This window comes from Candidatus Paceibacterota bacterium (assembly GCA_041660505.1).
Lineage (GTDB): Bacteria > Patescibacteriota > Minisyncoccia > Phycocordibacterales > JACRKE01 > JBAZWG01.
This window is the reverse complement of sequence record JBAZWG010000001.1, coordinates 421,486-447,587: the sequence shown is the minus strand read 5'-3', so window position 1 is coordinate 447,587 and position 26,102 is coordinate 421,486. Positions and strand designations below refer to the sequence as shown.

The 26,102-nt window shown below is 49.5% G+C and carries 25 protein-coding genes; 9 read left to right on the top strand and 16 right to left on the bottom strand.

Translation table 11 applies throughout. The annotated features are described in order from the left end of the window. Nucleotide 1: 1 nt before the first annotated feature. The 4 genes from WC764_02375 to WC764_02360 form a co-directional block, all read right to left on the bottom strand. On the bottom strand, nt 2–4,090 hold the full coding sequence (locus WC764_02375; GenBank protein ID MFA6006550.1) for a hypothetical protein: 4,089 nt from the start codon (nt 4,088–4,090) through the stop codon (nt 2–4). A 6-nt stretch (nt 4,091–4,096) separates the two neighbouring features. After that, nucleotides 4,097–4,834 carry a hypothetical protein gene (locus tag WC764_02370; protein ID MFA6006549.1) on the bottom strand — a complete coding sequence of 246 codons (738 nt, stop codon included), beginning with the start codon at nt 4,832–4,834 and terminating at the stop codon, nt 4,097–4,099. An 88-nt stretch (nt 4,835–4,922) separates the two neighbouring features. Then, entirely contained in the window at nt 4,923–5,825 is a 903-nt protein-coding gene (rsmA, locus tag WC764_02365) for a 16S rRNA (adenine(1518)-N(6)/adenine(1519)-N(6))-dimethyltransferase RsmA (GenBank protein ID MFA6006548.1), read from the bottom strand. Then, on the bottom strand, nt 5,822–6,937 hold the full coding sequence (locus WC764_02360) for an ATP-binding protein (GenBank protein ID MFA6006547.1): 1,116 nt from the start codon (nt 6,935–6,937) through the stop codon (nt 5,822–5,824). The genes rsmA and WC764_02360 overlap by 4 nt, the downstream gene beginning before the upstream one ends. A 282-nt stretch (nt 6,938–7,219) precedes the next feature. Here WC764_02360 and WC764_02355 point away from each other — a divergent pair, with 282 nt between their 5' ends. Beyond that, a complete protein-coding gene (locus WC764_02355; protein ID MFA6006546.1) occupies nt 7,220–8,008 on the top strand; it encodes a hypothetical protein in 789 nt (262 codons plus the stop codon). Nucleotides 8,009–8,351: 343 nt separating this feature from the next. Continuing rightward, entirely contained in the window at nt 8,352–8,501 is a 150-nt protein-coding gene (locus WC764_02350) for a hypothetical protein (protein ID MFA6006545.1), read from the top strand. A gap of 36 nt (nt 8,502–8,537) precedes the next feature. Here WC764_02350 and avd read toward each other — a convergent pair whose 3' ends face one another. Next, complete coding sequence (avd, locus tag WC764_02345; protein MFA6006544.1) at nt 8,538–8,888, bottom strand: diversity-generating retroelement protein Avd; 351 nt, start codon at nt 8,886–8,888, stop codon at nt 8,538–8,540. A gap of 54 nt (nt 8,889–8,942) precedes the next feature. Here avd and WC764_02340 point away from each other — a divergent pair, with 54 nt between their 5' ends. Next, complete coding sequence (locus tag WC764_02340; GenBank protein MFA6006543.1) at nt 8,943–9,527, top strand: reverse transcriptase domain-containing protein; 585 nt, start codon at nt 8,943–8,945, stop codon at nt 9,525–9,527. Beyond that, complete coding sequence (locus WC764_02335) at nt 9,485–9,955, top strand: RNA-directed DNA polymerase (GenBank protein MFA6006542.1); 471 nt, start codon at nt 9,485–9,487, stop codon at nt 9,953–9,955. Before WC764_02340 ends, WC764_02335 begins: the two co-directional genes overlap by 43 nt. A 1-nt stretch (nt 9,956) precedes the next feature. On the opposite strand, the gene WC764_02330 is transcribed toward WC764_02335, so the two are convergent. Genes WC764_02330 through WC764_02320 form a run of 3 tightly spaced genes read right to left on the bottom strand, consistent with a single transcriptional unit; the run spans nt 9,957 to nt 12,930 of the window. Then, nucleotides 9,957–12,068: a UvrD-helicase domain-containing protein gene (locus WC764_02330; GenBank protein ID MFA6006541.1), complete on the bottom strand. Its 2,112-nt coding sequence runs from the start codon at nt 12,066–12,068 to the stop codon at nt 9,957–9,959. Between the two features lie 21 nt (nt 12,069–12,089). Further along, on the bottom strand, nt 12,090–12,356 hold the full coding sequence (locus tag WC764_02325; GenBank protein ID MFA6006540.1) for a hypothetical protein: 267 nt from the start codon (nt 12,354–12,356) through the stop codon (nt 12,090–12,092). Nucleotide 12,357: 1 nt separating this feature from the next. After that, nucleotides 12,358–12,930 (bottom strand): hypothetical protein, encoded by a 573-nt coding sequence (locus WC764_02320; GenBank protein MFA6006539.1) that lies wholly within the window; start codon nt 12,928–12,930, stop codon nt 12,358–12,360. Nucleotides 12,931–13,081: 151 nt separating this feature from the next. Here WC764_02320 and WC764_02315 point away from each other — a divergent pair, with 151 nt between their 5' ends. The 5 genes from WC764_02315 (at nt 13,082) to WC764_02295 (ending at nt 17,403) form a co-directional block, all read left to right on the top strand. After that, nucleotides 13,082–13,501: a hypothetical protein gene (locus WC764_02315; protein MFA6006538.1), complete on the top strand. Its 420-nt coding sequence runs from the start codon at nt 13,082–13,084 to the stop codon at nt 13,499–13,501. A gap of 4 nt (nt 13,502–13,505) precedes the next feature. After that, nucleotides 13,506–15,884, top strand: a complete 2,379-nt coding sequence (locus WC764_02310; GenBank protein MFA6006537.1) for a type IV secretion system DNA-binding domain-containing protein — start codon at nt 13,506–13,508, stop codon at nt 15,882–15,884. Between the two features lie 42 nt (nt 15,885–15,926). Further along, nucleotides 15,927–16,178, top strand: coding sequence for a type II toxin-antitoxin system Phd/YefM family antitoxin (locus tag WC764_02305; protein ID MFA6006536.1), 252 nt, complete (start codon nt 15,927–15,929; stop codon nt 16,176–16,178). Continuing rightward, a complete protein-coding gene (locus WC764_02300; protein MFA6006535.1) occupies nt 16,171–16,509 on the top strand; it encodes a type II toxin-antitoxin system PemK/MazF family toxin in 339 nt (112 codons plus the stop codon). The genes WC764_02305 and WC764_02300 overlap by 8 nt, the downstream gene beginning before the upstream one ends. A gap of 78 nt (nt 16,510–16,587) precedes the next feature. Next, on the top strand, nt 16,588–17,403 hold the full coding sequence (locus WC764_02295) for a LysM peptidoglycan-binding domain-containing M23 family metallopeptidase (GenBank protein ID MFA6006534.1): 816 nt from the start codon (nt 16,588–16,590) through the stop codon (nt 17,401–17,403). A 104-nt stretch (nt 17,404–17,507) separates the two neighbouring features. Here the strand turns inward: WC764_02295 and WC764_02290 are convergent, their stop codons facing one another. The 8 genes from WC764_02290 to rpsO form a co-directional block, all read right to left on the bottom strand. Then, the gene (locus WC764_02290) at nt 17,508–18,083 is read right to left on the bottom strand and encodes a hypothetical protein (protein ID MFA6006533.1); all 576 of its coding nucleotides are present in this window, start codon (nt 18,081–18,083) and stop codon (nt 17,508–17,510) included. An 86-nt stretch (nt 18,084–18,169) separates the two neighbouring features. Further along, nucleotides 18,170–19,699, bottom strand: a complete 1,530-nt coding sequence (locus WC764_02285) for a YifB family Mg chelatase-like AAA ATPase (GenBank protein ID MFA6006532.1) — start codon at nt 19,697–19,699, stop codon at nt 18,170–18,172. Between the two features lie 9 nt (nt 19,700–19,708). Next, on the bottom strand, nt 19,709–20,872 hold the full coding sequence (locus WC764_02280) for a hypothetical protein (GenBank protein MFA6006531.1): 1,164 nt from the start codon (nt 20,870–20,872) through the stop codon (nt 19,709–19,711). Next, nucleotides 20,872–21,663 (bottom strand): hypothetical protein, encoded by a 792-nt coding sequence (locus tag WC764_02275; GenBank protein MFA6006530.1) that lies wholly within the window; start codon nt 21,661–21,663, stop codon nt 20,872–20,874. The genes WC764_02280 and WC764_02275 overlap by 1 nt, the downstream gene beginning before the upstream one ends. 456 nt (nt 21,664–22,119) lie before the next feature. Next, entirely contained in the window at nt 22,120–22,410 is a 291-nt protein-coding gene (locus WC764_02270) for a hypothetical protein (GenBank protein ID MFA6006529.1), read from the bottom strand. Nucleotides 22,411–22,534: 124 nt separating this feature from the next. Further along, nucleotides 22,535–24,646 (bottom strand): polyribonucleotide nucleotidyltransferase, encoded by a 2,112-nt coding sequence (locus WC764_02265; GenBank protein ID MFA6006528.1) that lies wholly within the window; start codon nt 24,644–24,646, stop codon nt 22,535–22,537. After that, nucleotides 24,627–25,169, bottom strand: coding sequence for an NYN domain-containing protein (locus WC764_02260; protein MFA6006527.1), 543 nt, complete (start codon nt 25,167–25,169; stop codon nt 24,627–24,629). The genes WC764_02265 and WC764_02260 overlap by 20 nt, the downstream gene beginning before the upstream one ends. Before the next feature lie 18 nt (nt 25,170–25,187). Beyond that, nucleotides 25,188–25,451 carry a 30S ribosomal protein S15 gene (gene rpsO / locus WC764_02255; protein MFA6006526.1) on the bottom strand — a complete coding sequence of 88 codons (264 nt, stop codon included), beginning with the start codon at nt 25,449–25,451 and terminating at the stop codon, nt 25,188–25,190. Nucleotides 25,452–26,102: the final 651 nt, after the last annotated feature.

The window sequence follows — 26,102 nt, the reverse complement described above, 5'->3', positions numbered from 1 at the left end:
TCTATTCTATACGATCATTACTGAATCTAATATTCACACTCTTCGACAATGGCGAGCCGTTGTTGCCGGTGCAGGAGAGACCGTAATTGGCGCTATCGGGTATCTGACCATCTACTATCTGCATACCGTGGACCGTGAGCTTGTTATCTAGAGCGACGAAGACAAGATTGTGCTCTGTCACGTACTGTTTGATGGCGCTGTCTTGGATGAGCATCGAGCTGGAAATGTTACGGCTTATGGCGGAGGCGATATTCATGGGTGTTGCTTCTGATGTCGGCAAGTCCGATATCGTCATTTGTGCATCACCGAGCTTGACTACGATATCGAAGTTACCAGTAAGGCCGACGACGTTCGGGACGTAAGCGGTCTCTTGGATAAGGGCGGTTTTATTGGTCGTGCCATTGGCTGGGTAGACTTTCTGGAGGCGGGTCTTGTATTGGGTAACTTGAGGCGGAGCTTGAGTGCTGTCTTTTGGAGAGATGGCGACTTCCAATCTAAACACATGTGGCTGGTAGACGAACAGAGTCTTGGCTAATTCTGCCGTAGAGCCGTTGGCGAAGATGACAGACGGAGTCGTCGCGGCCGTGGCTGTATTACCGAAGCTTATCCAGTCTGTGTTGTAGACGCAAGATGTTACTCCTTGGCCGGCCCAAGTGATGCCGGAGCCGAGCATACTGCCGACTGTCGTCGTCGCTGTCATCATCTCGAGCTGGGGCACGACTACAGGTGGCTGGGGTTGCGGCGGCGGCTGATTATTGTTCCCTCCCCCTCCGCAGATACCCGAGCCCGGGTCTATAGCGCAATATAATTGAGCGCCAAGCTGGAAATACTTAAGCCAATCCGTCCCACCGCTGTTGTTTTGGCCAGTTTGATTTCTTGGTGCTGGCGTGCCTTCGCTCCCAGTAATACGTTGTATATTTTGTGATACTTGGGGAGCAATTATAAGAGACTCCTCTTTTGTGTTTGCGTTAAGTGAGCTTTGATTGGTGGGTCGATCAAGACTTGTCTCATAGAGACCAGCAATTGTACTACCGGGGCGTTTGATTTCCTCACCTAGTTTATCGGGGTCTGTTTTTTGTTTCCCTTGCGGGTTTGGTGCGGCATCTTTTTTCTTAGTTTCATCTTTAAATCCGCCACTCGCGGTCAGTTTTGCGAGTTCTATTTTTTCTGCACGATTTTGTTCTGCCCATACTTTATTCAGCATCTTATTCGTCAAGCCGAGTTTTGTATTATTCGAATCATTCGCCATGGCAAACAACAATAATCCTTCATCTCCGTCTGGGAGTTGGCCGGTGGTGGCAACTTTTGCCAACTGTTCTTCACTCAAAGTACAACTTAAAGACTTTACCCACGCAGCATTTGGGCCCGATGCCACTTCAGTAACCGCAGTAGTTACTTTTTGTAAAGAGTCCTTTAACGGGGAACAAATTTTATCATTCTCTGCTACGGCTTTTGTGGTTTTCTCGAGATATTTACCAATCATTTCTCTGACCCATGCTCCCCAATCGGTTGCAATATTTCCCTCGGCGAATTTCTGTGTTTGTTTGTCTGCATCCGCTGCTGCCTTGGTTGCCTTATCATATCCTGCAGGGTCGTCTACGAACTTTGCTTTTCTGAATTCCGCTTGGATTTTATAATTCGCGATATCGCAATCGAGCTGTTTTTTGTTCGTCTTCAAAATTTCTTTCAAATTATTCTCCACCATCGAGTAGTAGGCGCCCTTCTGCACTTGCACCGGCACGCCCTTGCCTCCCCCGCCGATTCCGCCGAGCATTGAGTTCAAGACCGGGCTGTCGGCCAGAGCTTTGTTCAACATCTCGCCGCCGATGGCCCCGCCGATAGATGCCGTGCCGACCGCGGTGGCGATATCCTTTATGCCCCCGCCGTTTATAAGCGAGCCTAAGCCCCCTTGTATCGCACTGCCGAGCTCGGTATTGCCTAAGCCTAGGCTATTCCTGCCGAGGTTATCGGCATAGTTGGTGATATTCGATAAGAATGAGGATGAGTTGGCAACCGCCTGTGTCAGGTTCCCGCTTTTTGCCGGCAACAGGCTCACCGTCCCATTCAGATTCGTCCCCTGATTGATCGGCGTGGTCGAGGCGAGCATAAGCTGGCGCAAGAATTCGGCGCGGAGCTGGGCCTCGAGAGTCTGCTGGGTGATGGGCGGTTGGACTGTTGCCGGTTGCTGGGCGTATGCATTGTTCGTGGCGTTGGTTGCGTTCGTCCTCTGCTGGCCGGTCTGGATCTGTTGCATAATCCCTCCAAATACCTGCTGGAAGACTTGGTTGCCGATTTGGTTTGAACGCGTGTTGGTGCGAGCCCCTGTATTGTTCGCCGTCCCGCCGGTATTTGCGACCGTTGTCCCCGCCGGCGATTGTGTTCCTTGGTGTCCGCTCCAGTCTACTATCCCGTTCCCTTGAGCATCTGTTTGAGCCGGCAAATTAAATTCTTGCGTGGCCGGGGTGGTCAAGCTCCCGCCCGCGGCGACATAACTATCGATGTCGGCTTGAGACTGGCCCATACGGCGCAGGTAGGCGCCGGTTGTTTCTCTGGTAAGCGGAAGGTCTTGATTGTCTGTAGTAATCGGCTGTCTATTCGCCGCCGCGACCGCATCGGGGTTGGCTTCTGCAAAGCCGGATGTCGCATCTCCTTGCCCGACATTGCTCGCTGTTCCTCCTGCGCCAGCTCCGCCTCCGCCTGTGGCGCCTCCTGTCGGCGGATACCATGACCCGTTTGCCGAAGCGTTGGGGTCAAGCCCTTCTTGCTGAATGAAGGCGTCGACTTGAGCGGGAGTTTCTCCGCTGTTTTCTATCAAATAATCTCGTACCGACTGCGTGTCCCCTGGAGTCTTTGCACCGCCCGGGGCTCCTCCCGTCCCCGCTCCTCCGCCGTTTGCAGGGCATGATGATGCGCCCCCGCCGCCAGCGGCACTTCTGGCTGCATCGGCGGCAGGGCTAGGTGATGCTCCGGCAGCAACAGCCGCCGCTGCGTTCGCACCCGGGGTGTTGGCCACGCCGGTAGAGAGATTGCTGGCGAGGCCGGCCGCGCTTGTAACCGCACCGGCCACATTGCCCTGGAGGGCTTGTGTTGCGGCGTTAAGTCCGGCCGGGAGTTGGATAGCTTGATTGTTCGAGCCAAGACTGCGAGTAATACCGCTCATCATCTGGCTAGTGACGAAGTCTCTGACCTGGCCGCCGACTTGCGAGGCGCTCCCCCCGCCGAGCATACTGCCTATCATATTGCCGACCATGCTGGTTACTTGCGGCAAGCCGGAGTTGATGCCTCCGAGGTTTGTGCCGAGATTCGTGCTCGTCTGATTATTCTGGAACAACATGCCGGCGATGGTACCGAGCGGCCCGGCCACATTAGGATCAAGACCGAGCGAGTTGATGATTGCGGCCGCACCGCCCGCTTGTTGGGCGCCTGTCGTGTTGTCTGCCGTCAGCGTGCGGACGCCCTGGATGACATTCAGAATGTTAAAGTTGCCTTGCGCCATGTCGGCGTAATTGAGACCGCTGTTGAATTGGTTGCCGAGTTGAGTCTGCGCCGTTTGATTGCCCTGCAATGCTAGAAGCTGATTGAAGACTTGGACGAGTTGCTGGGCGCTCTGTGGTGTGGCGTTGAAGCCGGTTATTTGTCCGCCGTAGCTCGTGGAGTTGTTGGTAAGGACGGTATTAAGCTGATTCAGCACCGGCGCAAGGCCGTTCTGTAATGTGCCGTTTAAATTGGCGAGGTTGTTCGGATTGCTCGAGTCGGTGAGATTGTGCTGGCTCTCCATTATCGGGCGTAGGAAATTCTGGTAGAGATTAAACACCTGCTGGGCACTGGCGGGGTCGTTCGTTTGGATGGCATACTGGATGGCGTTCTGGAAGGCGCTATTGATGATAGCGAGGTTGCCGTTGGCCGCTTGGATCTGGCCAAGGAGACTCTGCCCCGCCCCGGACATTAGCTGGGGCGACATCGAGCTCGTGAGCGTGTAATAACTACTTGAATCCATTGTCTGGGCAATCGCAGTGAGAGTGCCAGCGTGCATGCCGATTACAACAAGCAGTGCGAAGATGATTTTGAATTTTCTGGTAATCCGGCGCATGATTTTCTATTTATTCACGCCAAGATAAATGTGTAATTTCTCTGCGTTGGCAAGTTTAATACCGCGACCCACGAGAAGCGCGCTGATATTTTGCAGGGTCTTTTGTATCGCATCAACATCGTGGGCATAAGCTTGCACCGCGACCTGCGCCAAGTTCGGCGATGAGAATAATTGCTTCATCCCCTCGTCGGCGACAGCAAGTGCCTTTACGGCGTTCAGTATCTGCGCATGATACACCGCGACATCCGCCGGTACGGATACGCCGAGCAGGTCGCTCAAGGTGTCTGTGTGGAGTTGTTCCAGAGTGTCGATACCCGCAAGCAGGGTCGCGTCGTTAGCTTTAGACGCCGCCAATAAAATACCTACCTCATTGCCGAGCTTGGGGTCTTCATAGCGCTTGAGCGCTTGTCTCAAGTCGGCGGCGTAAGTGCGGAGACTGCTCGGCCCGGAGTCTTTAGTGACTTGCAGTGATGAAGGGGTGAAGACTGTCGCTGTAGCTGAGTCGGGGGCTATCCCTCCAAGTGTGTTCTGCCAATCTACCTGACCGAATGAGGGATTTGAGGTCTCATTTGCCGATGCTGACGCCTCGGCAAGTTGCCCCTGCCCTTTCACATAGATAGAGTCACTGTTGCTAGGTTGCGATTTACCCCCGACTTTATCGGCAAAAAACAAAAAAGTAGCCGTTAGAATAAGGGCGCCAAAGAAAACAAGACCGACGTTTTTGTTATGCGGGATAAGCTTCATCAGAATGGCTTTATTTTACCATTCTAAATACGGAAAAATAAGGGCAAAATCAGCCTATGTGTGGATAAGATTGGGCGGGAGTCGGGAGTTAGGAGATGGGAGATAGAAGACACCTCCAATCAGAGAGAGAAAGTTCCTCGGCACGAGCCTTTTCATTGATCTTGAAAGCCTTAAATACGGCCATAATTTCGTTTTTTGAGGCAATTGCGGCAAGATTACTGACGAGCATTTTGCGTTTGTGGGCAAAGCCGGCATGAAGGAGGCCGAAGAAGGCTTGTTCACTCGTTTTCCACACCGTTTTCCACATGTCAGACAGCTGTAATGTTTTAATAAAATCGTTTGAAATATCAGAGATGCGCAATATTGCCGAATCGACGTTTGGCGCGGGGTAAAAGTTGTCTCGCGTAACCGTCGCTACATATTCCGGCGTGCCGAATGCTTTTACAGACAACGAAAGAAGCGATTCTTTACTATCGCTCGCCACAATTCTCTGCGCCACTTCTTTTTGGACCATCAAGGTCATCGCTTGTGGCTGATGCTCCCCTTCCAACAGTTTGCGTATAAGCTCGCCGGTGATGTTGTACGGGATATTGGCGACGACGGAGAAGCCACTGTTAGAGGTTCGACCTTGAGCATCCAAAAGGTCGAACCTCTGGGATTCAAAAAATTTCAGAATATCATCGTGAACTAAAATTAATTTCTCTTCAGAAATTTCTTTTGCGAAAATTATTTCAAGATTTTTTGCGAGAGCATCATCTTTTTCTACGGCAATAACTTTCGCACCGGCATCAAGCAATGCGCGCGTGAGTATGCCCTTGCCCGGCCCGACCTCAAGCACTGTTTCGAGGCTACGCCCAGAGGCGAGACCTCCGGCAAAGGCGGAGGTCTCGCCTCCCCCCTTTATATTTGCGGCAAAAATTATTTTCTGCACGATGGTCGGCTCGATGAGAAAATTCTGCCCCAATGATTTTTTCGGTTTCATAAATGTCATCGAATAAGTGTAGCTAAGGTAATCAGATGTGTTTCGACTGTCGAATATTTTTTGCGAAACAGAGAAAAGGATGTGTCTCCGTCTTTCCACTTGCATTCATATGCTCGCAATGTATCTCCGATTTCCTCAATAAGGTCTATTTCTGCCCCTTTTTTAGTTCTCCAAAATGAAAGGCGAGGCGGAAGTGTTGATTGTAATCCGAGCTTTAGCCGTTCAGTTATAAAAAGATTTTCGAGAAGCGGCCCTCGATCGTTGCGGCCGGTCAGCTCGTCGATGTTGTCGATAAGTGCGTTCCGGATCCCCACGTCATAGAAATACACCTTGAAGGCTTTTTTAATTTCGTTTCGAGGGTTACGTGAGAATGAAGGCAATCTAAAAACGACGTATGACTGTTCAAGCAACGAAAGATATTTCTGAATTGTTGCGCGCGAGACACCCAGTAATATGGCAAGTTCGTTTATCGATACCGTACTCCCCACTTGGAGCGCAAGCGCACGCAATAAGTCTTCGATCAATTTAGGATTTCGTACCGACTCAAAAATAAAAATGTCTTTATACAAATAATTGGTTGCGATGTTGCGCAGAATATCCTCACGCGTTGATTTTGATGTTTCAGCGACGACAGATGGGTAGCATCCGAGCCGCAACAACTCAAGAACACGCTCCTCGGTAAGCGGAACAACTGATTGAATCTCATTCAAGGAAAGTGGTAATAAAATAAATTCAAACGCTCGTCCGGTCAGTGGCTCATTTATTTTATTCGCAAGATCGAATGAAGATGAACCCGTCGCAATAATCTGCACTTCGGGATAGGTATCGATGAAGGTCTTTAAGATTGGGCCGATATTCTCTATCGTTTGCGCCTCATCGAATACGACCAGCTTTGCATTTCCGACCAATGATAAAAGCGAGTTCGGTTCCCCGAGTATGAAATGTTTTCGAACCGTCGCAAGCTCGCAGTTAAAATAGGCATCACGGTTGCCTTGTCTCTCCAGTATCCGTTTGGCCAGGGTCGTCTTCCCAGCTTGGCGTGGCCCAAAGATAAGAATAGCCCGCCTTTTATACAGTCGTTCTACAATTATGTCCTCTATTTTACGTTTGAAAATAAGCATATTTTTCCAAAAAGCACTAATTGCTATTAAATTAGCATTTATTGCGTATACTGTCAAACACCGAGGTTGTGGCCTAGAAAAGATTGACTTTATATTATAGATATGTTTTAATTACGGAATTAAGTTCTTTGGAAATTCAAGGTTCAGAAAATTGAGAAATGTAGCTATGAGGCGAGTATTTTGAGGGTCTTTTATACAAGGCCACCATAATACTCGTCTCATGTGAGGCCGGGTCGCCTTCTCGGGCGTTCCGAGAATTCTCTTACCGCAAGGAGGCTGACAATGGCGACAAACAAGCCATTGGTCACATCCCGGGATCCCATCGGAGCACAGATCGTGTCGATCTGTGCGGCGGCCTTCGACCAGTCGAAGCTCGACGAGCTTCGGACGAGGCTGCTTCAGAAGCGCGGCGGTGAACTCAAGGCACGGATCGCGCAAGCGATTGCCGATCTCACCAAGTTGCCCACCGCCCACGACAAGGCTCGCGAGATCATGGGCCAGAACATGTTCGGCGTCGAGGAGGCGGTGAAGCACTTCGGGGTCAAGCCGACCAAGAAGCAGCTTGCCAAGCTCGCCGACATCCCGTTCTCACCCGAGGTGCTCACGTCCGTGAAGGACACCCACATCCTCGTCGCGACCTTCCCGCTGTCCATCACGGACGTGCGGGCGAAGATGGCGGGTCGCACCGGCCAGCCCGTCTTCTACGGGCAGGACTGGTACAACACGGAGAAGTTCGCCACGACCAAGTGCGAACTCGGCTGGCACCTCGTACGCAAGACTGCGGTGCCCGACTCGACCAGTAAGTCCTGGGATGAGCAGCAGGCGCTGCTCGCGAAGGACGATGAGACCCCGACCGCGCGAGTTCTGGTTTACACCGTCGTCGGCCACTACCTCGCCACCAGAGTTCGACTCTTCCCCGGCATCTGGGTTCGATGCTCGGATGTCGGTTCGGGCGGCCGCCGTGTGGCGGTCGGCTTCTTCGGCGAGGGCGGTCTGCGCGTCAACGACGGCGTCGGCGGGTGCCGCTACAGCGACCTCGCGGTCTCGTCGTCCCGGAAGTCTCACTCCTGAACCTTGAACATAGAGGGTTTGACCCCTCTTGTTCCCTGAAGCCCGACGGCATTCTGCGTCGGGCTTCTTGATTTTTGAACTTGCTTTTTATTTTGAAAAACATTAGTGTATCTGCACTCTTGCTCATGCAGATCAGATTATGGTTTGATCTCGCAAGATTCTCATCGCTGATGAGTCGCCGGAGCATTTTTATTTACGAATAAAAGTGGCGTGCGAACAGGATAGAGACAGAACTTCTTGCTCGCTTCTGGTGGAGAAAGCTCCCAAATAAATTACAGAAGCCAGAGGATATAATTCACTGTCTGCCAGTTGGTGGGCATGAACGCAAACCTCGAGCTTCCTGGTGACTCGGACGGGAGCGAGCAACAGTGTCGATTCGAACGGCAACCGTGTGGACGTCGGCAACTTCGACGAGAACGGTCTGAACGTCAACAACGACACCGACGAGTACCGCAACAACAACATCGCAGTCTCGTCGTCCCGGAAGTCATAGCTCTGTCCAAGGAACTCCCGCATTGCGCGGGAGTTCCTACTTTTCCCGCGTCGACTTGATCCACCCGCCAAGCATACGGCCGATCTCGTCTATGTCAGCTTGCAGTACTACATATTTTTTCATATCTATCGCACGGGTATCTTTCATTAGTCTGATAAATATGCGAAGCATGTTAAGTTTGAGGCTCATGGTCTCGAGGAGTGCCAGCTTTTCAATCCTGTTTACGTTGTTTGTTTGCAGAATTAGTTCAAGGATTTCGAGAATGTAATTCTCCACTTTCTCGCAGATCGTATGTTTGTACTGCTTGGATACAAGCGAGCGAAATTCACAAAACGTCTTGTACAAATCGTACGTTTTTTTGAAGATCGGTAATTCTAAGTCTTGCATGATTTTATGAAAGTTTGCAGAAACATTTTTGAGTTAATAATTAGTCCCGAGAATTTGTTTATTGCATGGGACAAGTTTAAGGCAGACAAGAAACACAAGAAAGGCGTGTCTGAATATGAGCAGAATCTGGAGCAGAACATTTTTGCCTTACATCGTGAACTTCGTGATCAGACATATCGGCACGATAGATACGAAAGTTTTTGGATACGCGACCCCAAGCTTCGTAATATTAACAAGGCGACCGTTCGAGATCGCGTCCTTCATCATGCTGTATATCAAGTTCTTAATAGTATCTTCGAGCCGACATTCATTCCCGCTTCATATTCCTGCAGGGTTGGTAAAGGAACACATAAAGCCGTGGGGAAACTCACTACGATACTACGGCGGGAGAGCAGAAACAACGCGCATCAGTGCTGGGTGCTCAAGTGCGATATTAAGAAGTTCTTCGACTCGATCGACCACGATATACTGGTCGGACTTTTGCAGAAAAAGATTAAAGATGAAAAAGCCGTCTGGCTCCTCGAAGATCTTATCGAAAGTTATACTGTCAGCAGTAATCGAGAGAGAGAGAGAGAGAGAGTAGAAAAGGCGCGCCGATCGGTAATCTCACCAGCCAGCTTTTCGCTAATATCTATATGAACGAGTTCGATCAATTCATGAAACATGAGCTTAAAGTAAGGAATTATATGCGCTATACCGATGATTTTATTATTGTTTCAACAGACAAGTCGTATCTTGCGGATTTGCTAGACAAAATGCAAGTTTTTCTGAACAAAAAGTTGAAGTTGCAAATGCACCCACAAAAGATAAAGTTTCGTACATTTCATCAAGGCGTCGACTTTCTAGGCTACGTCGTACGACCACACCATATTACCTTACGAACGAAAACGAGGCGACGGATATTCCGGAAGCTAGAAGAAAGAATTGCCGAATACAAGGACGGGATATTATCAGAGAAAGCACTGTTTGGGTCGCTTAACTCGTATCTCGGTGTTCTCTCTCATGCTGACGCGTACGAATTACGCGAAAAATTGCTAGTGATGTTTTGGGAGAACTTTAAAAGATAATTTATCTTCGTTTAAATATATCCCATTCTATCACCACTTCGCCGTCGCTATTGCTACCTGCCTGTCGGCGAGGCAGGGAAAATGGCTCTGCATAGCCGTTTTCTGCCCCTTCGGTAATTGCTAAATCTTCCGGAATATCGCCAATAAATTCCGATGGTGACTGAATTTTCTGCGAGCCGAAGATGGTGCGAATGAGACAGTGCGTTAAGAAAACTTTCTTCCTCGCGCGCGTGAGCGCGACATAAAATAATCTTCGCTCTTCTTCTTCCTGTTCGATGCTCGCGTCATCGTTCATCCTCCTGTGCGGGAAGATGTCGCCTTCGAGTCCAACGATAAATACATAATCGAATTCCAAACCTTTCGCCGCGTGCACGGTCATCATCCGCACGCCTTCTTTTTTATTCATCAAAGAATCTTGATCGGAGAGCAACGCTGTGTCTTCTAGAAACTTTTCGATGCCCGCGGTCACCTCGCCCCCCATCCCCCTCCCCGAAAGGGAGGGGGCGTCATTTAGTTCTCCCCTCTCCTTCGGAGAGGGGCCGGGGGTGAGGTTGTCATATCTCGTAGCAAGGGTTGCGAGCTCGCGTACGTTTTCCAGTCTCTCTTCGCTTTCCTCTTTACCATCAGCATACATCGCTTCTATCCCGCTTCTCTTTATCGCATAGCGCACGGCGTTAGACGGTGTCTCGCTCAAGCACTTTGCTTTAATATCTGCAAGAATACTGCGGAAGCTAGAAAGTTTGTCGCGCATGCTTGCCGGGAGCTCATCTTCTTTGCCCACTACGATTTTTTCTGCTGTTACATCGCCTATCCCGCGTGCCGGCACATTTATAATACGCAATAAACTTGCCGTGTCTTCAGAATTAAGCGCAAGGCGGATATAGGCTAGGGTATCTTTAACCTCTTTGCGCGAGTAGAAGGCTGTGCCGAGCAAATGATATGGCACTCCGCGCGTCAGGAAAGCTTCTTCAAACAAGCGCGACAAGAAGTTCATTCGGTACAATATGGCTATATTATTGGGGTTTATGCCCGTTGTGGCCGAGGAGAGACCTCCGCTTTTACCGGAGGACTCACCTCGGCCTCTAATTAATTCCTCGCATTTCTTGGCTACCCAATGAGCCTCGCGAGGGCCATCCCCCGCTTGGTAGATTGTAACTTGCTCGCCCTTGGCGTTCGCCGTAAATAAATTCTTCTCTTTGCGTAAAGTATTCTTGCTTATTATGCTGTTCGCCGCTTCTAGTATCGTCTGTGTCGAGCGATAGTTCTGCTCGAGCAAGACTACCTTCGCGTCAGGATACTCACTCTCGAATTTGAGAATATTCTGATAATCTGCTCCGCGCCAACCGTAGATGGCTTGATCGGTGTCTCCGACCACGCAGATATTCCTATGTGATTTTGCGAGCAAGTGCGATAGCGCATACTGCGCCACGTTCGTATCCTGATACTCGTCTATATGTATATAGTGCCATTTGTTGGCATAATATTTTTGCACTTCAGGAAATTTCTCAAAGAGCCAGACTGTTTTCACAATCAAGTCATCGAAGTCGAGGGCTTTATCTTTTTCTAAAATCTTTTCATACGCTTTCCAGACTTTGGCTACGATATCGCCCCAATATTCACCCAAATGTTGTTCTGAATATAAGTCATGCGTAACCAGATTGTTTTTCTCTCGCGAGATGGCGTTCTGCAGGCGCTTTGGTTCATACTGTTTCGGGTCAAGCCCCTCGCTTTTTAGCGCGCGCTTGATAGCGGATAGAGAATCGTCTTGATCATAAATGGTGAAGTAGCGCGTGAGGCCAAGACGGTATGCTTGTTCTTTTATTATATAAACGCCGAGGGAGTGGAAGGTGGAAACGAAGGGAGTTGAAAGTTTGGCTGATTCGGATTGAATAAGATGCAGGACGCGGTCCCGCATTTCTTTCGCCGCTTTGTTGGTAAAAGTTATTGCCAGTATTTGGTGTGCTGGTATGCCGGACTGTATAAGGTTCAGAATGCGATGCGCAATGGTTTTGGTCTTGCCTGCGCCAGCGCCGGCCACAATCAAAAGCGGCCCTCGTAGATATGAGGCCACCTCGGCTTGTGCCGGATTCAACTCTTGATGATTATTCTGCATCCAGCCAGTATAACATACTGTTTATTCCACACTGTCTCCTGCAAAATCAGCGGGAGTTGCCGGATACTTTTTCGCACAGTCAGCAAGTGTTAAGCTCATAACCTCCGGCTTGTTGCCGAAGCGCTTCTTGAGATATAGGCCGAGTGCGTAGACTGGATTCTTGGGCGTCTGGTAAGCCTTATTCTCGGATTTCTCGATGATTGTGCCGACGGTCCAAAGCTTTAACGGCGGGATTTGTGCCCCTGTCGTTCCCCCTAATGGTGTGTCTAAGAATGCGTACTTGCTCATATTAATTTACATTTTTGAAGTATTCTTCACCCAGCTCAACAAGCTTTTCTTTTACTGGATCACTAGTTTCTGCGGGTGCGCGAACTTGAGCTGCAACTTTTTTCTCAACTTTGATTGCGATCGGAGTATCTTTTTGTTCCGGTGCTTTCACGAGTTTTACTACGGGCTCAAGCGCTAAGTTGTCTGGGATAACTTCCGGAGTAACTTTTATTTCCGGAGCCTTCGGTGCAACAACCGTGTTTGTTTCCGGCTTCAAATTTGGATATCGTTTCTCCATCTCATGGAGCTTGTCCCGTAAATCCTTCATTTCTTTTTCGGCTGCGCTGGCGATCCGGTCATTGATCTTCTGTAGCTCTCCATTCGCGATTTTTAACTGATCTCTTTTGTTGTTCAGGTCGCGCTCGCCTGTCGTAATCGCCTCATTAAGCGCTTTAATGGCAGTTTGTTTTTCTTTTGCTTTTTCTTCGAGCGATGAAAAGCTCTCCGTCTCGATACTTTCTGCTGGTGGCGTCAGGAATTTCGCTATCAGGCCGGGGAACTTATCTTGGGGTGTTGTTGTCTGTGTGGTGGGCATGTATACATTATCCTCTCTTTTGTATTTAGAGTCAATTAATTTTCGCACAAGCTGTGGACTATTCATATTACGAAGTGAGTCATGAGCGTGTTATACTGGCAAAGGTTCAACCTTAAGCACCTAAAAGGTTGAACCTTAAATCAAAAAATTTATGGACTCAAATTTCGACGCAGAACTCGCGGCATTAACACAAGCGGTTGCAAGTGAGAGACCGGCATCTGACGCTAAAGAGCAGTTGCATGCCGCGCTCACCGAGAAAATCAGCGAGCTCCTACCGAGGAGTGCCCCATCTGCCACAACCGATGATACTACGCAAGTGCCAGCCCCCTCGACAAGCTCGGGGCAAGCCGCTGTCAAGAAAGCCCAAGCCGGTAGCAAAAGTTATCTCGATACTGTGGATGATGCGACGGTCGCTAAAGTTAACGGCTACGTCGCGCAAGCGTTCCATAACGGCATCCAGGCCACACTGCGCCAGGTTATAGAAGAAGACCCTTTCCTGCTCGACGTCTTCCACGACGCCCTTACCGATAAACTTTATAGTGAGATGAAATCACGAGGTTTGGTAAAATAAATTTATGAATCTACTTGGCTTTACGTTTATAACTATCGCGATCATTATTGTCGGCGGGATTATGGCGTACAACCATTTCCGCGTCGGGCGCCTGGATACGCTTAATCTAAAGCTACTCATTATTAAAATTGCCAAACGTAAAGATGAGCTCGGCACAAATAGAAACGAGCAAATAGATTTTACCAAAGAGGTTGCGTTGACCGAGCAGATTTTCTCCGCACTTACATCGGTTAAACAACCGGTCGTTTTCGAAACATCCGTACATCGCATCGGCGAGGATATCTTCTTCTATATTGCCGTGCCGGAGGCTTATGTTGAGTTTGCTTCACGCCAGATCCAAGGGCTCTTCCCCGACAGCCAGGTTGTAGAGACCGCAGATTATAATATCTTCGAACCGAATGGCGCGACCGTAGGGGCCTATTTTACTCAGAAACAGAGTTATGTGGCGCCAATTCGCACTTATAAAGAGGCGCAGGTAGACACATTCGCCCCGATACTCTCCAACTTCTCCAAGCTCGCCGATGTGAGCGAAGGCGTCTCGCTCCAGATTATCTTCCAGCCGGCGCATAAGAGGGCGAGGAAGAAAATAATGGACGCTATCCGCAACTTGAAGCAAGGCGAGAAGTTCTCTCGCGTGATGAAGAAGCAGTTCATAACGACGAAAGAACTTTATAAAGTCCTTAAGCCGACGACGAATACAAAAAAAGAAAAAAGAGAAGAAACATACAGAGTTACCGACGACGACGCAATTAAGGCACTACAAGAGAAAGTCTCTAAGCCGCTCTTTGCGGTGAACGTCCGCGTACTTGCCTCGGCAACAGACATGGCTAGAGCGGAAAGTATTTTGAATTCCGTTATCGCTTCTTTCTCACAGTTCTCTTCTCCGGTGCGCAACGAGCTTGTGCCAGTGAGGCCGAAGAATCTGAAACGCTTAATCTATGAATATTCTTTTCGCGAGTACGACGGCGGACAGACGATGATCTTAAGCAGTGAGGAGCTTGCCAGCATCTTCCACTTGCCAACATCCTCGACCGACATTCCGCGCATCAAGTGGCTCACGTCGCGCGAGGCTCCCCCGCCGGAGAGCTTGCCGGATGCAGGCATTATTATAGGCGAGAGTGTTTATCGCGACGAGCATAAGAATGTCCGCATGACCGACGACGACCGTCGCCGACATCTCTATATTATCGGCCAGACCGGTACCGGTAAGACGCTTACGATGAAACATATGGTGGCGCAAGATATTGTGAACGGCAAAGGATTCTGTCTTATTGATCCGAACACCGACTTTTTTAACGATATGTTGGCGCTTGTGCCGAAGGAGAGGATAGACGACGTTATCATCTTCGATCCATCAGATATCGCGCGCCCATTAGGCCTTAACATGCTCGAATATGACCTGGATAATCCGGAACAGAAGAGCTTCGTCGTATCCGAGATCCAGTCCATCTTCGACCGCCTCTTCGACGCGCAGAGTATGGGGCCGATGTTCCAGCAATACATGCGCAATGCTCTGCTCCTACTCATGGAAGACGCGGTTAACGAGCCGTGCACGCTCGTAGAAGTGCCTCGAATATTTACCGATGAGGCCTTTCGCAAACGCAAACTTGCGCGCGTAAAGAATCCGACCGTCATCGACTTCTGGGAGCGCGAAGCGACGAAAACTTCCGGCGAACACTCGCTTGCTAATATGACCGTCTGGATTACCTCCAAGTTCGGTAACTTCCTCTCGAACGATTTCGTCCGCCCGATTATTGGCCAGCCCAAGTCGGCCTTCAACTTCCGCAAGCTGATGGACGAGGGCAAGATGCTCTTCATCAATCTGCCTAAGGCAAAAATCGGCGAGTTAAACGCCAACCTTCTCGGTATGATTATCGTCGGCAAGCTGATGATGGCGGCCTTCGGGCGCTCTGACATAATTAACCAAGAAGATCGCCGCGATTTCTATCTATATATAGACGAGTTCCAGAACTTTACCACCGACTCCATCGCGACCATTCTCTCCGAGGCGCGCAAATATCGCCTTGATATGATAATTGCTCACCAGTTCGTCGCCCAGATGCCGGAGAAGATTCGCGATGCCGTCTTCGGCAACGTCGGCTCCGTTATCGCCTGCCGCGTCGGCGTGCCGGATACAGAAGTGCTTGGTAAACAATTCGACCCGATCTTCACCGCAAAGGATTTAATTAGCATAGAGAACAAATTCGCCCACGTGAAGATGCTCATAAATGGCCAGCCGTCTCGCCCGTTCACGATGCACCTGCTCCCTCCCCCGCCCGGCAATGCGGAAGTCCGCGAAAAGCTAAAAGAACTCTCCCGCCTCGTCTACGGCAAAGATCTAGAAGACGTCGAAGCGGATATCTTGGCAAGATTACGCTTATAATTTGAATTTGTACAAATTGTACAAAAATGATATTATAGTGATATGAAAACTCTATCAACCACTGAAGCACGCAAACAGTTTTCCGATCTAATTGATCATGTGCGGCAGAAAAGCGAAGCCGTGGCGATTGGCCGATGGAATGAGCCGGAAGTCTTATTAATTCCATATCCGCGAGAGTTCTCTCGAGAGGTAAATGAGATTACGAAGATTAATGCAAGCTCTCCCTCATTCGATTTTCTTTATGATGAGCCGGATCTATATTCTATGGCTGACCTAAAGCACCGCTATGTCTAAACGAGGGCTAATTGTTTTGACGCCATTCCCCTATTCAGATCTTTCCGAAGCAAAGGTGCGCCCCGCCGTCGTTATTGCGGAACATTCAGCGAGCGAGGATTTTGTCGTGGCATTTATTTCAACAAACACCGAGCGTACTGATCCAATGGATGTTCTTATAAAACGGACCGACCCGCATTTTGCAAGAACCGGACTAAAGTCAGATTCAGTCATTCGGGTCGCCAAACTCGCCACGCTTGATCGGCGCATTATTCTTGGCGATATCGGTATTATTGATGAGGACCATATGAAGCAGGTAAAATCGCGTCTCAAAAAGCTATTCTTGATCTAAAATAAGGGTGTCTTGACAGGCGTAATGTCGTGTGGATAAACTCGAAAGGGGGTCGATTTTTTGCTATACTATATCCCTGTGCGGAAAGCGAAGAAACAACAGCTAAAAACGTGGAAAAATCGAGGGCTCGTCATCGGGGCTCTTTTTCTGTTATATCTCGTATCTAGGCCGTTATTTAGCGGCAATGCCGACTATGTTCGGAGTGCCTTGGCGGATGCTGACGGTGGAGCGATGAGTAGTGTTAATTCTCAGACACTATACCTCCCCCAGCCGACCCTAACTCGCGGTATCGGTGGATTTGATGATGAAGATGACACCAATGCCGACCAGATTGCTGTATATGTTGTACGAAAGGGCGAAACTCTATCAGAAATTGCGCACATGTACGGCGTGACGGAATATACTATTCGTAAAGCCAACGACCTAGGACAGAACGAGCCGATTATAGACGGCATGCATCTGACCATCCTGCCGATATCAATCGAAGAGCCGGTTGCCAAGCCGATAAAAAAGTCCACTAAATCAGTAAAAATCTTGCCGAATAAAGATTCTTTTTATACAAACCCTCTGCCTGGCTATCGGCGCACGCAAGGACTTCACGGCCATAACGGCGTCGATCTTGTACTGCCTGAAGGCTCACCTGTTCTTGCTGCCGCCGAGGGCGATGTTCTGATAAGTAAAAATAACAGTGGCTATAATGGCGGATATGGTAATTATATTGTGATTGCGCACACTAATGGTACTCAGACTTTATACGGGCACTTGCTTAAATCATCAGTAGGCGTAGGCGAACACGTTACCCAAGGCCAAGTCATTGGCCTCTTAGGCGATACCGGCAAATCCACCGGTCCGCACCTGCACTTCGAAGTCCGCGGCGCACGTAATCCGTTTTAGAATTTAAAAGGTTCGACCTTTTGGATGCTTAAGGTCGAACCTTAAGAATTAAAAACTCCCCGACCCCCACCGCGTGTGCGATGGGGGTCGTGTTTTTCCGCTACCTATATCGATAGGGTGTGCAACCCTACCCGAACATCATGGTTCTCTTCTGTTGCGCGTTTCCATGCACTCCTTTTGATTTTGTACAACCGCATTTTGTCGCGGTAATGTGCATGGAACAGGGCAATGACGTTTTCGGGTTTGAGCCCGAAAACGTCAACGATCACCTCACGGGCATGCATTGTGAGCGCAAGATTCTGTGGGAGGGTTAGCCCCATATGCCCTGCCGCGCTACAAGGGCCATGTCCGTGGACAATAACACGCTCAATGCTCTTGAAGCTGTTCGTCTGGGAAAATTGCTCCAGAATGAACTTGTGCTCCCAACTCATTTTGCGTGAAAGATGCAACGGTGCGCCGTTGAAGACGCACAACTGCAATCGCCACTTGTCCTGAGAAAGTAGGCCGTCGGTATGGTTTCGCAACCAATCGATAGCCTCCCAGAATCTTTCGCAGTCTCCGCAGGCTACAAGAAGCGCTCCTTCAGTAAAGAAGTTCGTCAACAAATCGCGACGAATATCTCGGAGTACCTCATCCTCGCGAAGCTTGTTGATGAAAGTTCTTTCGGTTTCAGAAAGCAAAACGGGCCTCCTTTAGGTCCGTCGCGACCAGTGACTGTAAGGCAGCGGAAAACTCTGCCGTCGGAAATAATACTCTTTTTCTGAAATTATGCAACCTTGGGGCGGTACTGTAAAGCTTCTAAGATATGATTTTCAGCGACACTTTCTGCATCGGCGAGGTCGGCGATAGTGCGCGCGAGTTTGATAACCCGATGATATGCCCTTGCGGAAAGGTTCAACCTCTCTGCAGACGAAATGAGTATTTGCGAGCATTCTTTGGTTAACGGCACGAGTTTCTTCAGCTGTTCCCCGCTCATCTCGCTGTTCATATTTATATTTACCCCGGCATTCTTAAATCGCGTGAGCGCCTTTTCTCTCGCCTTCTTTACGCGTGCTTGCACCGTCTTAGATGACTCGCCGTGATAGCCGGTGTCGGCGAGTTTAGCATGTTCTATCTGCGGAACTTCTAAATATAAATCGATGCGGTCAATTATGGGGCCGGATATTTTGCGAGAATATTTCATTAGCATAGACTGGTTGCAGATACATTCTTTCTTCTTCGAGCCCTTATTACCGCAGGGGCATGGGTTCATAGCCGCGACAAGAATGAAGCTTGCCGGGAATTTGACGGTGCCTTTGATGCGCGAGACGTGAATGACCCTGTCTTCTAATGGTTGACGTAATGCTTCGATAACTCTAGTTTCAAATTCGGGGAATTCATCAAGGAATAATACTCCGCGATGAGCCAACGTAATCTCCCCCGGCTTGGGGAATGTCCCGCCACCGACGAGGGACACATATGATGATGTATGATGCGGTGAGCGCAGAGGCGGATGGGTCATTAATTCTTCATCCAATTGCCCCGCGACAGAATATATACCAGTCACTTCGAGCGCGTCGTCGAATAAGAGTGGCGGGAGGATACCAACGAAAGCCTTGGCGAGCATCGTCTTGCCTGTCCCAGGTGGACCGCTCATGATGATGTTGTGGCCACCGGCTGCGGCTATCTCGAGCCCGCGCTTAGCCGATTCCTGACCATGAATGTGCGCCATATCTGTCACGTAAGTTGGCTCTACGTATATTATCTCCGTCTTCGGATTCGGTTTTATTTTGAAGCTCGGGCCGGGTGTTAAGTGTGTGACTATCTGCTTAAGATTTTTACACCCGTACACGTTTATGCCTTCGATAAGCGCCGCTTCTTTGGCATTATCTGCCGGCACATAAAGTTCTTTAAACTTTTCTTCTTTAGCCTTGCGGGCGATCATTAGTATCCCCTTCACCGGGCGCAGGTCGCCGTTTAACGACAGCTCGCCGACGAAGATTTTATCCCGCGCATCGAACTCGATAGTCTTCGATGCCTTCATGTGGCCCAGGGCAATGCCGAGATCGAAGATCGGTCCCTCTTTCTTTATGTCCGCCGGCGCCAGTGAAACAACGGTTTTTTTATTGCCCTTGTGTGGTGACGGATAGCCGGAATTTTTTATTGCCGCCGAGATCCTGTCCTTCGCTTCTTCTACAGCCTTATCCGGCAAGCCGACTATAGTGAAAGACTTTAACGATTTGGAAATATCAACCTCAATATCAATTATATCTGCTCGTAAGCCGGTGACTTGTGCAGAATGGACTTTCGCAAGCATGGATTATTTTTACTTTGTCACTTGTGGTTTTGGCGTCGTAAGCCTTGTTAACACCTCGAGTATTGTTGCCTCATTATGGGCTATTACGACGGTTGTTCTGTTCGGCAAGAAGGCATAAATCAATTCTGTTTTGCCGTTCGCGTTTTTTAGGACTCGAGCGTCTATGTTCTTAATGCTGACGTCGGTGAATCTCGTGTTCTGTAATTCCGGAGTCACCGGACTGCCAGATAAAATCGGATAAAGATCATGTGCCAAAGAACCTTCCCACGCGAGCATGCCGGCGAAGGCTTTTTCATAATACGATGTTTGCAAAATAATGAACCCGCTATTCTGGGCGCCGGAGTATATTCCGTACATAAAGGTGTCGCCGATAAGGCGAAGCAAAGTATCGGGCGCGGCAACGTTAAGCTTGGCCAGCCATTCGCCGGCGGTTAAGACACGTATTTGGCCGGTGGCGTTATCAATGAAACGATAATATTTCACACTGCCTATCGGTATATTGTTGTTCGGCACGTCCGAACGGAGTTTGGCAGACAAGGTTATTGCGTTCTCGTTCGTGACTACTATGTCCGTGTAATCTTCGGCAAAAATTATCGAATCCACAGTCTTTGCCGAGTTTGGGACAGTCGCCAACTGTTTGGCTTTATAAGCACCGTAAGCCCAAAATCCGAGCGCTGTCAGACCGCCAATAAGCAAGATGACTGAAAAACCGATAAGAATATAATTCTTTTTCTTTTCCTGAATAACACCCGTTTCCATCATTCGTCTTTTCTCGTCCTCTTTGATGGCCATCGATACTACCGATGCTTTGGTGTCTTTAATCATCGTGCTCATGTCGAATTTGAGCGTGCGGATTGGCGAGAGGGTTATGTTCGGGTTCTCGCGAACCTCCGCTGTCGCCATTTTTTCTTCCACTACGTGCGTGGCGCGATCCTCGCGAAGCCTCTTTATCTGTGCGAGGCGCTCTATCTCTTGCCGAGCCGCTTCACCCTGCATGCGGATCTTCTCGTTTTGTTTGCGCTGATCGAGTAATTCTTTTTCTTTGCGGAACTTTTCTTCTTGCTCGCGCTTCAGCCGGCGTTCCTCGCCCTCCATCGCCATCTGGGCCATAGCTCGTTTCTTGGCGAGTTCAACGCTTGAATCGATTGGTTGTGTCTGGTCTTGCGGAGGCATTAAAGATTCTTGATATCGTTATCTATCTCCTGGATTCGGCGCTTACGAATGTCCTCTTGCGCCAAGATCTCCTGATATTTCGTACTTAAGGCTTGCATGGCGGTCATAAGAGTACTCACCTTGTCCTGCGTCGCCCACTTTTTCTCTTCCGTGGCATGACGCTCTTGTTGGATCTGCCAACGAGCCTCTTCCATGACCTTGCGGTCTTCTGGTTTCTCCGCCGCAATCTCTTCTTGTTCTTTCTTTTTTTCCTCACCCTCGAGGCGAGTTTCTTCATTAATTATAGTCTGGAGCTCAGCGTCTATCGGCGCCTTCTGGTCGTTCAAGTTCACCCACTGGAGTTCGAAGACCTCTTTCTCGCGATCAAGTTTCTCTATCTCGGCTTTGGCTGATTCTTTTTCAACAAGCAATTGTTGTTTTTGATCTTCTAGTTTTTGTCGCGCCTCCTCTTCGAGTCGTTTCTCGTGCCACTTGTCTCCCTCTAACGCTTGCATCGCCGACTCCTTTAGTTTTTCATCCTTAATCAAGTGCGCATCGCCACCGGCGCCATATGCCGGCGGATTCTGCACCACTTGCTCGGCAAGCTTCTCGGTCTGTGCCAATATCTGCTCGGCGAAGGATTTTTTGTCGAGTCCTGACAAAGCCGAAACCGCCGCAGTTTTTACCGTCGGGTCGATTATAGGCGTGGGTGTTGCATTCGAAGCCGTGCTTCCCTGCCCGCCGGCAGGCGCGGTGGGGATTTGAAGCGCGGCTTCTGGCTGTGGTGTTGGAGTTGTATTTTGATCTGGCATATGCCTCTAGTATACAAAAGAAACACAAAAACGCCCAGTGCATTGCTAATCGCGTCGTTATCTGCTTAACTCTCCTTGATTGGAGGTTGAATTCAATCAGCGCGACAACGTCGATGCATAGCGCAAGCTAAGCAACCAATCGGCTGATGAGAGCAGCCGCAAGGAACACTCCGTTCCGCTCTCCAGACTAAAAAACACCTTGAGCATGTCGAAAGGTGTTTTTTAGTTATTGCTTGTAAGTCCTCTCGTTTCGGCGGCCGACTTTATCTATGAGTACAATCTTATCGACGTGATGAAACTCAATCCGCCAGTCCCCCACTCGGGTACGAAAATGATCTATTCCTTTTAATGGGAGAGTATTCGGTGGAAATTTACGTGCCAGAATTATCTCGATTGCGGCTTCAACCTGGTTACGATCAAATCTGGAGGCTCGGCGCAGTAATTTCTCCCAATACTTCATTTCTTTCTCTTTGATTTCCTGCCGTCTTCTTCTTTCCTGATTTTACGAAGCACTCGAATAAATTCTGATGCAGGCAACCCTTTGCCGTTATTGTCACGATCTTTGTTAAAGACCGTTACCCAGCCAGTTTCCTCGTCTTCTTGGTCCTGAACGGGTACAACCTCGAGATTTCCCGGTGTATGCGCCTTAATACGAAACATATTTGTGCCCGTTTGTGACCGCCAAGCTACCGGCAGGGTTATCTGTCCTTTTTCACTTGCATATACAATTTTTTCGAATGTTTTCATAATTCCTACTTTACTACATTCCTACTTATGACGCAAGGAGACAAAAATACTTACGACTCGAAAACGCAGAAGCCGCGCTTCGGGCTCACAGAAGCACGGCTTCTAAAATTAGAGACGATGCGATTTACGCAGACTTCTTTTCCGTAAAGAAATTCGGGTTCGCGCGTTTGATGGAGAGGTTGACTCTGCCTTTTTCGTCTATTTCTTTTACTACGACAGGCACTCTGTCCCCCTCTTTTACATAGTCACGGATGTTGTTCACCCTGAATGAGGCCATTTCCGATACGTGTACCATGCCGTCTTGGTTCGGCGAGAGCTCAACGAAGAAGCCGAAGTCCATGATGCGCACAATCGGGCCTTCGAATTTCTCCCCGGCCTTATATTCATGAGTTATTCCGTCAACGAGTTTCTTGGCGAGCTCAACCTGTTCCTTTTTACCCAAGATGAAGACCGAGCCGTCCTGCTCCACATTAATATCCGCGCCGGTTGAGGCGGTAATACCCTGAATGACTTTGCCGCCGGGGCCGATAAGAGCGCCGATCTTCTCCGGATTGATTTTGACAATAGCGATTCTTGGCGCATTTGGTGCCAAGTCTGCGCGCGGGGCCGGAATAGCTGTTTCGATAGTCCTAATTATTTGTAAACGCGCTTGCTTGCCTTGTTCGAGGGCCTCGGAGAGAACTTTTACCGATATTCCGCCGACTTTCACGTCCATCTGGATGGCCGTGACGCCGACCGTCGTACCGGCAACTTTGAAGTCCATATCACCGTGATGATCCTCCGGGCCTTGAATGTCTGTCAGCACTTTATATCTACCATCAGGATATGACATTAGCCCCATCGCGATACCGGCCGTCGGGCGAGTGATGGGTACACCGCCGTCCATGAGGGCCAAGGTCGAGGCGCAGATCGATGCTTGCGAGGTCGAGCCATTCGATGCCATTGATTCCGAAACGAGTCTTATTGTATACGGGAAGACATCGCGTGAAGGCAGAGTCGCTTTAAGGGCCTTCTCGGCCAGTGCACCATGCCCGGTCGCGCGACGATTGATGCCACCCATTCTGCCTGTCTCGCCGGACGAGAATGGCGGGAAGTTGTAGTGATGCATAAAGTACTTCTTGCCTTCTACCTCCATACCGTCGAGAATTTGTGAATCCTTAGGCCCGCCCAAAGTGAGCGCGGTCAAAACGTGCGTACCCCCGCGATAGAAGATGCCGGTGCCGTGGAGTAAAGGTGAAACTCCTCCTGCTTGCGCATAGAGTTCACGCACCTCATCCATCTTACGGCCATCGGGTCTTTTGTTATTTGCGATAGCCTCTTCATGCACCAAGTCATTGATAGTGTCTTCGAAGAGGTGTGAGGCAAATGTCTTGTGATTACCTTCCGGGAATTTCTCGGCCACTAAACTCATCCATTCGTCTTGAATACCGTGTATTCCCTCGTGTCCTGCGCCACTGAATATGGCGAGGGGCATCTTGGATTTAATTTCTGAATTAAAAAGTGCGGTAAGTTCTGTCGGTGTTTCTGGAAACGTGAAAGAAACTTTCTTCTTGCCAATCTCGCTCACAATCTGCTTCTGCCAAGCTTCGAGTTTAGAAATTGCTTCGAGTGCCAGATTTAACGCAGACACAGCCACAGTCTCCGGAATTTCCTTTGCCTCGGCTTCTATCATGTTGATAGTCTCGGCCTTACCGCAGATAACCATGTCGAAGGCGGATGTCTCACGCTTGGCATGGTCAGGATTAAGCTCAAGTGTCGCATCGGCATAACCGCAGACGCGCGTGGCACCGACAGGTCCATCCCACGGGATGTCGGATACGGCTAACGCGAGCGAAGCGCCTAAGATTGCCGGAATATCGGTGTCGTTGTCATCATCCACTGCCAGAGCGGTCAGTACCACTTGCACCTCTTTGCGCATCTTCTGGTTGAAGAGCGGGCGAATGGTGCGGTCAACAACACGGCCAGTCAGAATCGCTTCGTCGGAAGGTCTGCCTTCGCGTCTTATGAACTGCCCGCCGAGGATCTTGCCGGCGGCGTAGAACTTCTCTTCATAATCAACGACGAGCGGGAAGAAGTCGATACCCTCGCGGTCTTTCTTGGACATTACTACTGTCGCGAGCACCCTGGTGTTACCCATACTGACGATAACAGAGCCGTTCGTCTGGTTGGCCAGGTCATTAAATTCTGCCGTAATGCTTTTACCGGCCAGTTCAAGCTTATACTCCTTTTTTTGCATATGTTCTGCGGTTAGTTGGGCGTATTAAATAACGATCAGGATTCTCGCCGAGGTCGATGAAGTCGTCGGCCGCCTCGCGGAGTTTGCCGGACGTGGTCTTGCCGAAGGCCACCACTTCTACTTGGGCGCCGGTCTCGGCCCTTAGATATTCCACCATCGGGACGAAGTCGCCATCCCCTGCTACCAAGATAATAGCGTCTAGGCGTGGAGCCATTTTTACGGCGTCCATGGCTATGCCGACGTCCCAGTCGGCCTTCTTGGCACCGCTCGAGAATATCTGGAGGTCTTTGGTCTTGGTCTCGATACCGAGCTTAACCAACGCTTCGAAGAAAGGCTGTTCCTCGGCCGATTCTGTGGTAATAACGTAAGCGATAGCGCGGACAAGAAAGCGTCCGGCGACGGCGTCTTCGAGCACGGCACCGAAGTTTAGGCGCGCGTTGTAAAGGTTGCGCGCGCTGTGATACATATTTTGCGTATCGATAAACACCCCGACACGCTGGGCTTTGTGTTTGATTATGGACATATTAAAATGTTAGAGAAACTAGGCGAGCGAAAGCTCTTTTACCAGTTTCTTGTGGACCTTGGGGTCCTTTTTTTCTAAATATTTGAGGTGGGAACGGCGATCGGCGACCATCTGGAGTAATCCTCTTCGCGAGTGATTGTCCTTCTTGTTCTTTTTCAAATGCGTTGTGAGCTCAACAATGCGTTCTGATAAAATGGCAACCTGCACAGCGGCCGAGCCTGTGTCGGTCTCGTGTGACTGAACTTTCTTAATAACCTTTGCTTTTTTAGTTTTTGTTAACATGGGCAACATTGTACTATATAAAGAGGCATTTTGCAAATAAGGCTTTCTTGGGCGCTAGAAGTGGAAACGGCTGGGGAACACGATGTTCCCCAGCCGTACTGGCCCCACCTCTCTGTTTGACGCCTGTGCGCCCGGTCTGCTCGGCTTTTTGGCCGACGGAGCTTTGGGGTGCTCCACAGAACAGGTCCTCGATATGCGGCTCGAGGTTTGCACATAGTGGCCTGAATCTCGACAAAATAGGCCGATATTCAAGCCTGACCGCATCCACGGCAGTTACGGAGTGCCATGCCCGTCGCTCGAGAGAGGTACTTTGCCGACATCATTTAAGCACATATCTACGCTTTAGTCTAGCGTTACTTGACGCGATATATCTGTAGGACATAAAAAGTTATCCACTTGTCCTTTATAACTGGTATGAGATACTTCTATCAGTCATAGTTCGTTGCACGGTAATCATGAATAAGGCACACGTTGCCTAAGTCGTTGTCCAAGCTCAATTTTTTATAGGTCAGAGCTAAAGGACATCACAACTCGTTCTCCGACGATTTGAGTTCGGAAAGAGTTTTGTGAAGACGAAGGAATGTTAGGGAAGCTTGATAGCGTGATTAACGAACAACGTCTGCGCAAGCAGAACAAAAGGCTTGTGGGGAG

Coding starts and splice junctions, on each gene's coding strand:
- avd (MFA6006544.1), bottom strand. CDS start 8,888: ATGCAAGACTTAGAATTACCGATCTTCAAAAAAACGTACGATTTGTAC.
- WC764_02320 (MFA6006539.1), bottom strand. CDS start 12,930: ATGCCCACCACACAGACAACAACACCCCAAGATAAGTTCCCCGGCCTG.
- WC764_02325 (MFA6006540.1), bottom strand. CDS start 12,356: ATGAGCAAGTACGCATTCTTAGACACACCATTAGGGGGAACGACAGGG.
- WC764_02355 (MFA6006546.1), top strand. CDS start 7,220: ATGGCGACAAACAAGCCATTGGTCACATCCCGGGATCCCATCGGAGCA.
- WC764_02300 (MFA6006535.1), top strand. CDS start 16,171: ATGTCTAAACGAGGGCTAATTGTTTTGACGCCATTCCCCTATTCAGAT.
- WC764_02310 (MFA6006537.1), top strand. CDS start 13,506: ATGAATCTACTTGGCTTTACGTTTATAACTATCGCGATCATTATTGTC.
- WC764_02315 (MFA6006538.1), top strand. CDS start 13,082: ATGGACTCAAATTTCGACGCAGAACTCGCGGCATTAACACAAGCGGTT.
- rpsO (MFA6006526.1), bottom strand. CDS start 25,451: ATGTTAACAAAAACTAAAAAAGCAAAGGTTATTAAGAAAGTTCAGTCA.
- WC764_02360 (MFA6006547.1), bottom strand. CDS start 6,937: ATGCTTATTTTCAAACGTAAAATAGAGGACATAATTGTAGAACGACTG.
- WC764_02275 (MFA6006530.1), bottom strand. CDS start 21,663: ATGCCAGATCAAAATACAACTCCAACACCACAGCCAGAAGCCGCGCTT.
- WC764_02270 (MFA6006529.1), bottom strand. CDS start 22,410: ATGAAAACATTCGAAAAAATTGTATATGCAAGTGAAAAAGGACAGATA.
- WC764_02305 (MFA6006536.1), top strand. CDS start 15,927: ATGAAAACTCTATCAACCACTGAAGCACGCAAACAGTTTTCCGATCTA.
- WC764_02265 (MFA6006528.1), bottom strand. CDS start 24,646: ATGCAAAAAAAGGAGTATAAGCTTGAACTGGCCGGTAAAAGCATTACG.
- WC764_02330 (MFA6006541.1), bottom strand. CDS start 12,068: ATGCAGAATAATCATCAAGAGTTGAATCCGGCACAAGCCGAGGTGGCC.
- WC764_02370 (MFA6006549.1), bottom strand. CDS start 4,834: ATGAAGCTTATCCCGCATAACAAAAACGTCGGTCTTGTTTTCTTTGGC.
- WC764_02375 (MFA6006550.1), bottom strand. CDS start 4,090: ATGCGCCGGATTACCAGAAAATTCAAAATCATCTTCGCACTGCTTGTT.
- WC764_02260 (MFA6006527.1), bottom strand. CDS start 25,169: ATGTCCATAATCAAACACAAAGCCCAGCGTGTCGGGGTGTTTATCGAT.
- rsmA (MFA6006548.1), bottom strand. CDS start 5,825: ATGACATTTATGAAACCGAAAAAATCATTGGGGCAGAATTTTCTCATC.
- WC764_02280 (MFA6006531.1), bottom strand. CDS start 20,872: ATGCCTCCGCAAGACCAGACACAACCAATCGATTCAAGCGTTGAACTC.
- WC764_02285 (MFA6006532.1), bottom strand. CDS start 19,699: ATGCTTGCGAAAGTCCATTCTGCACAAGTCACCGGCTTACGAGCAGAT.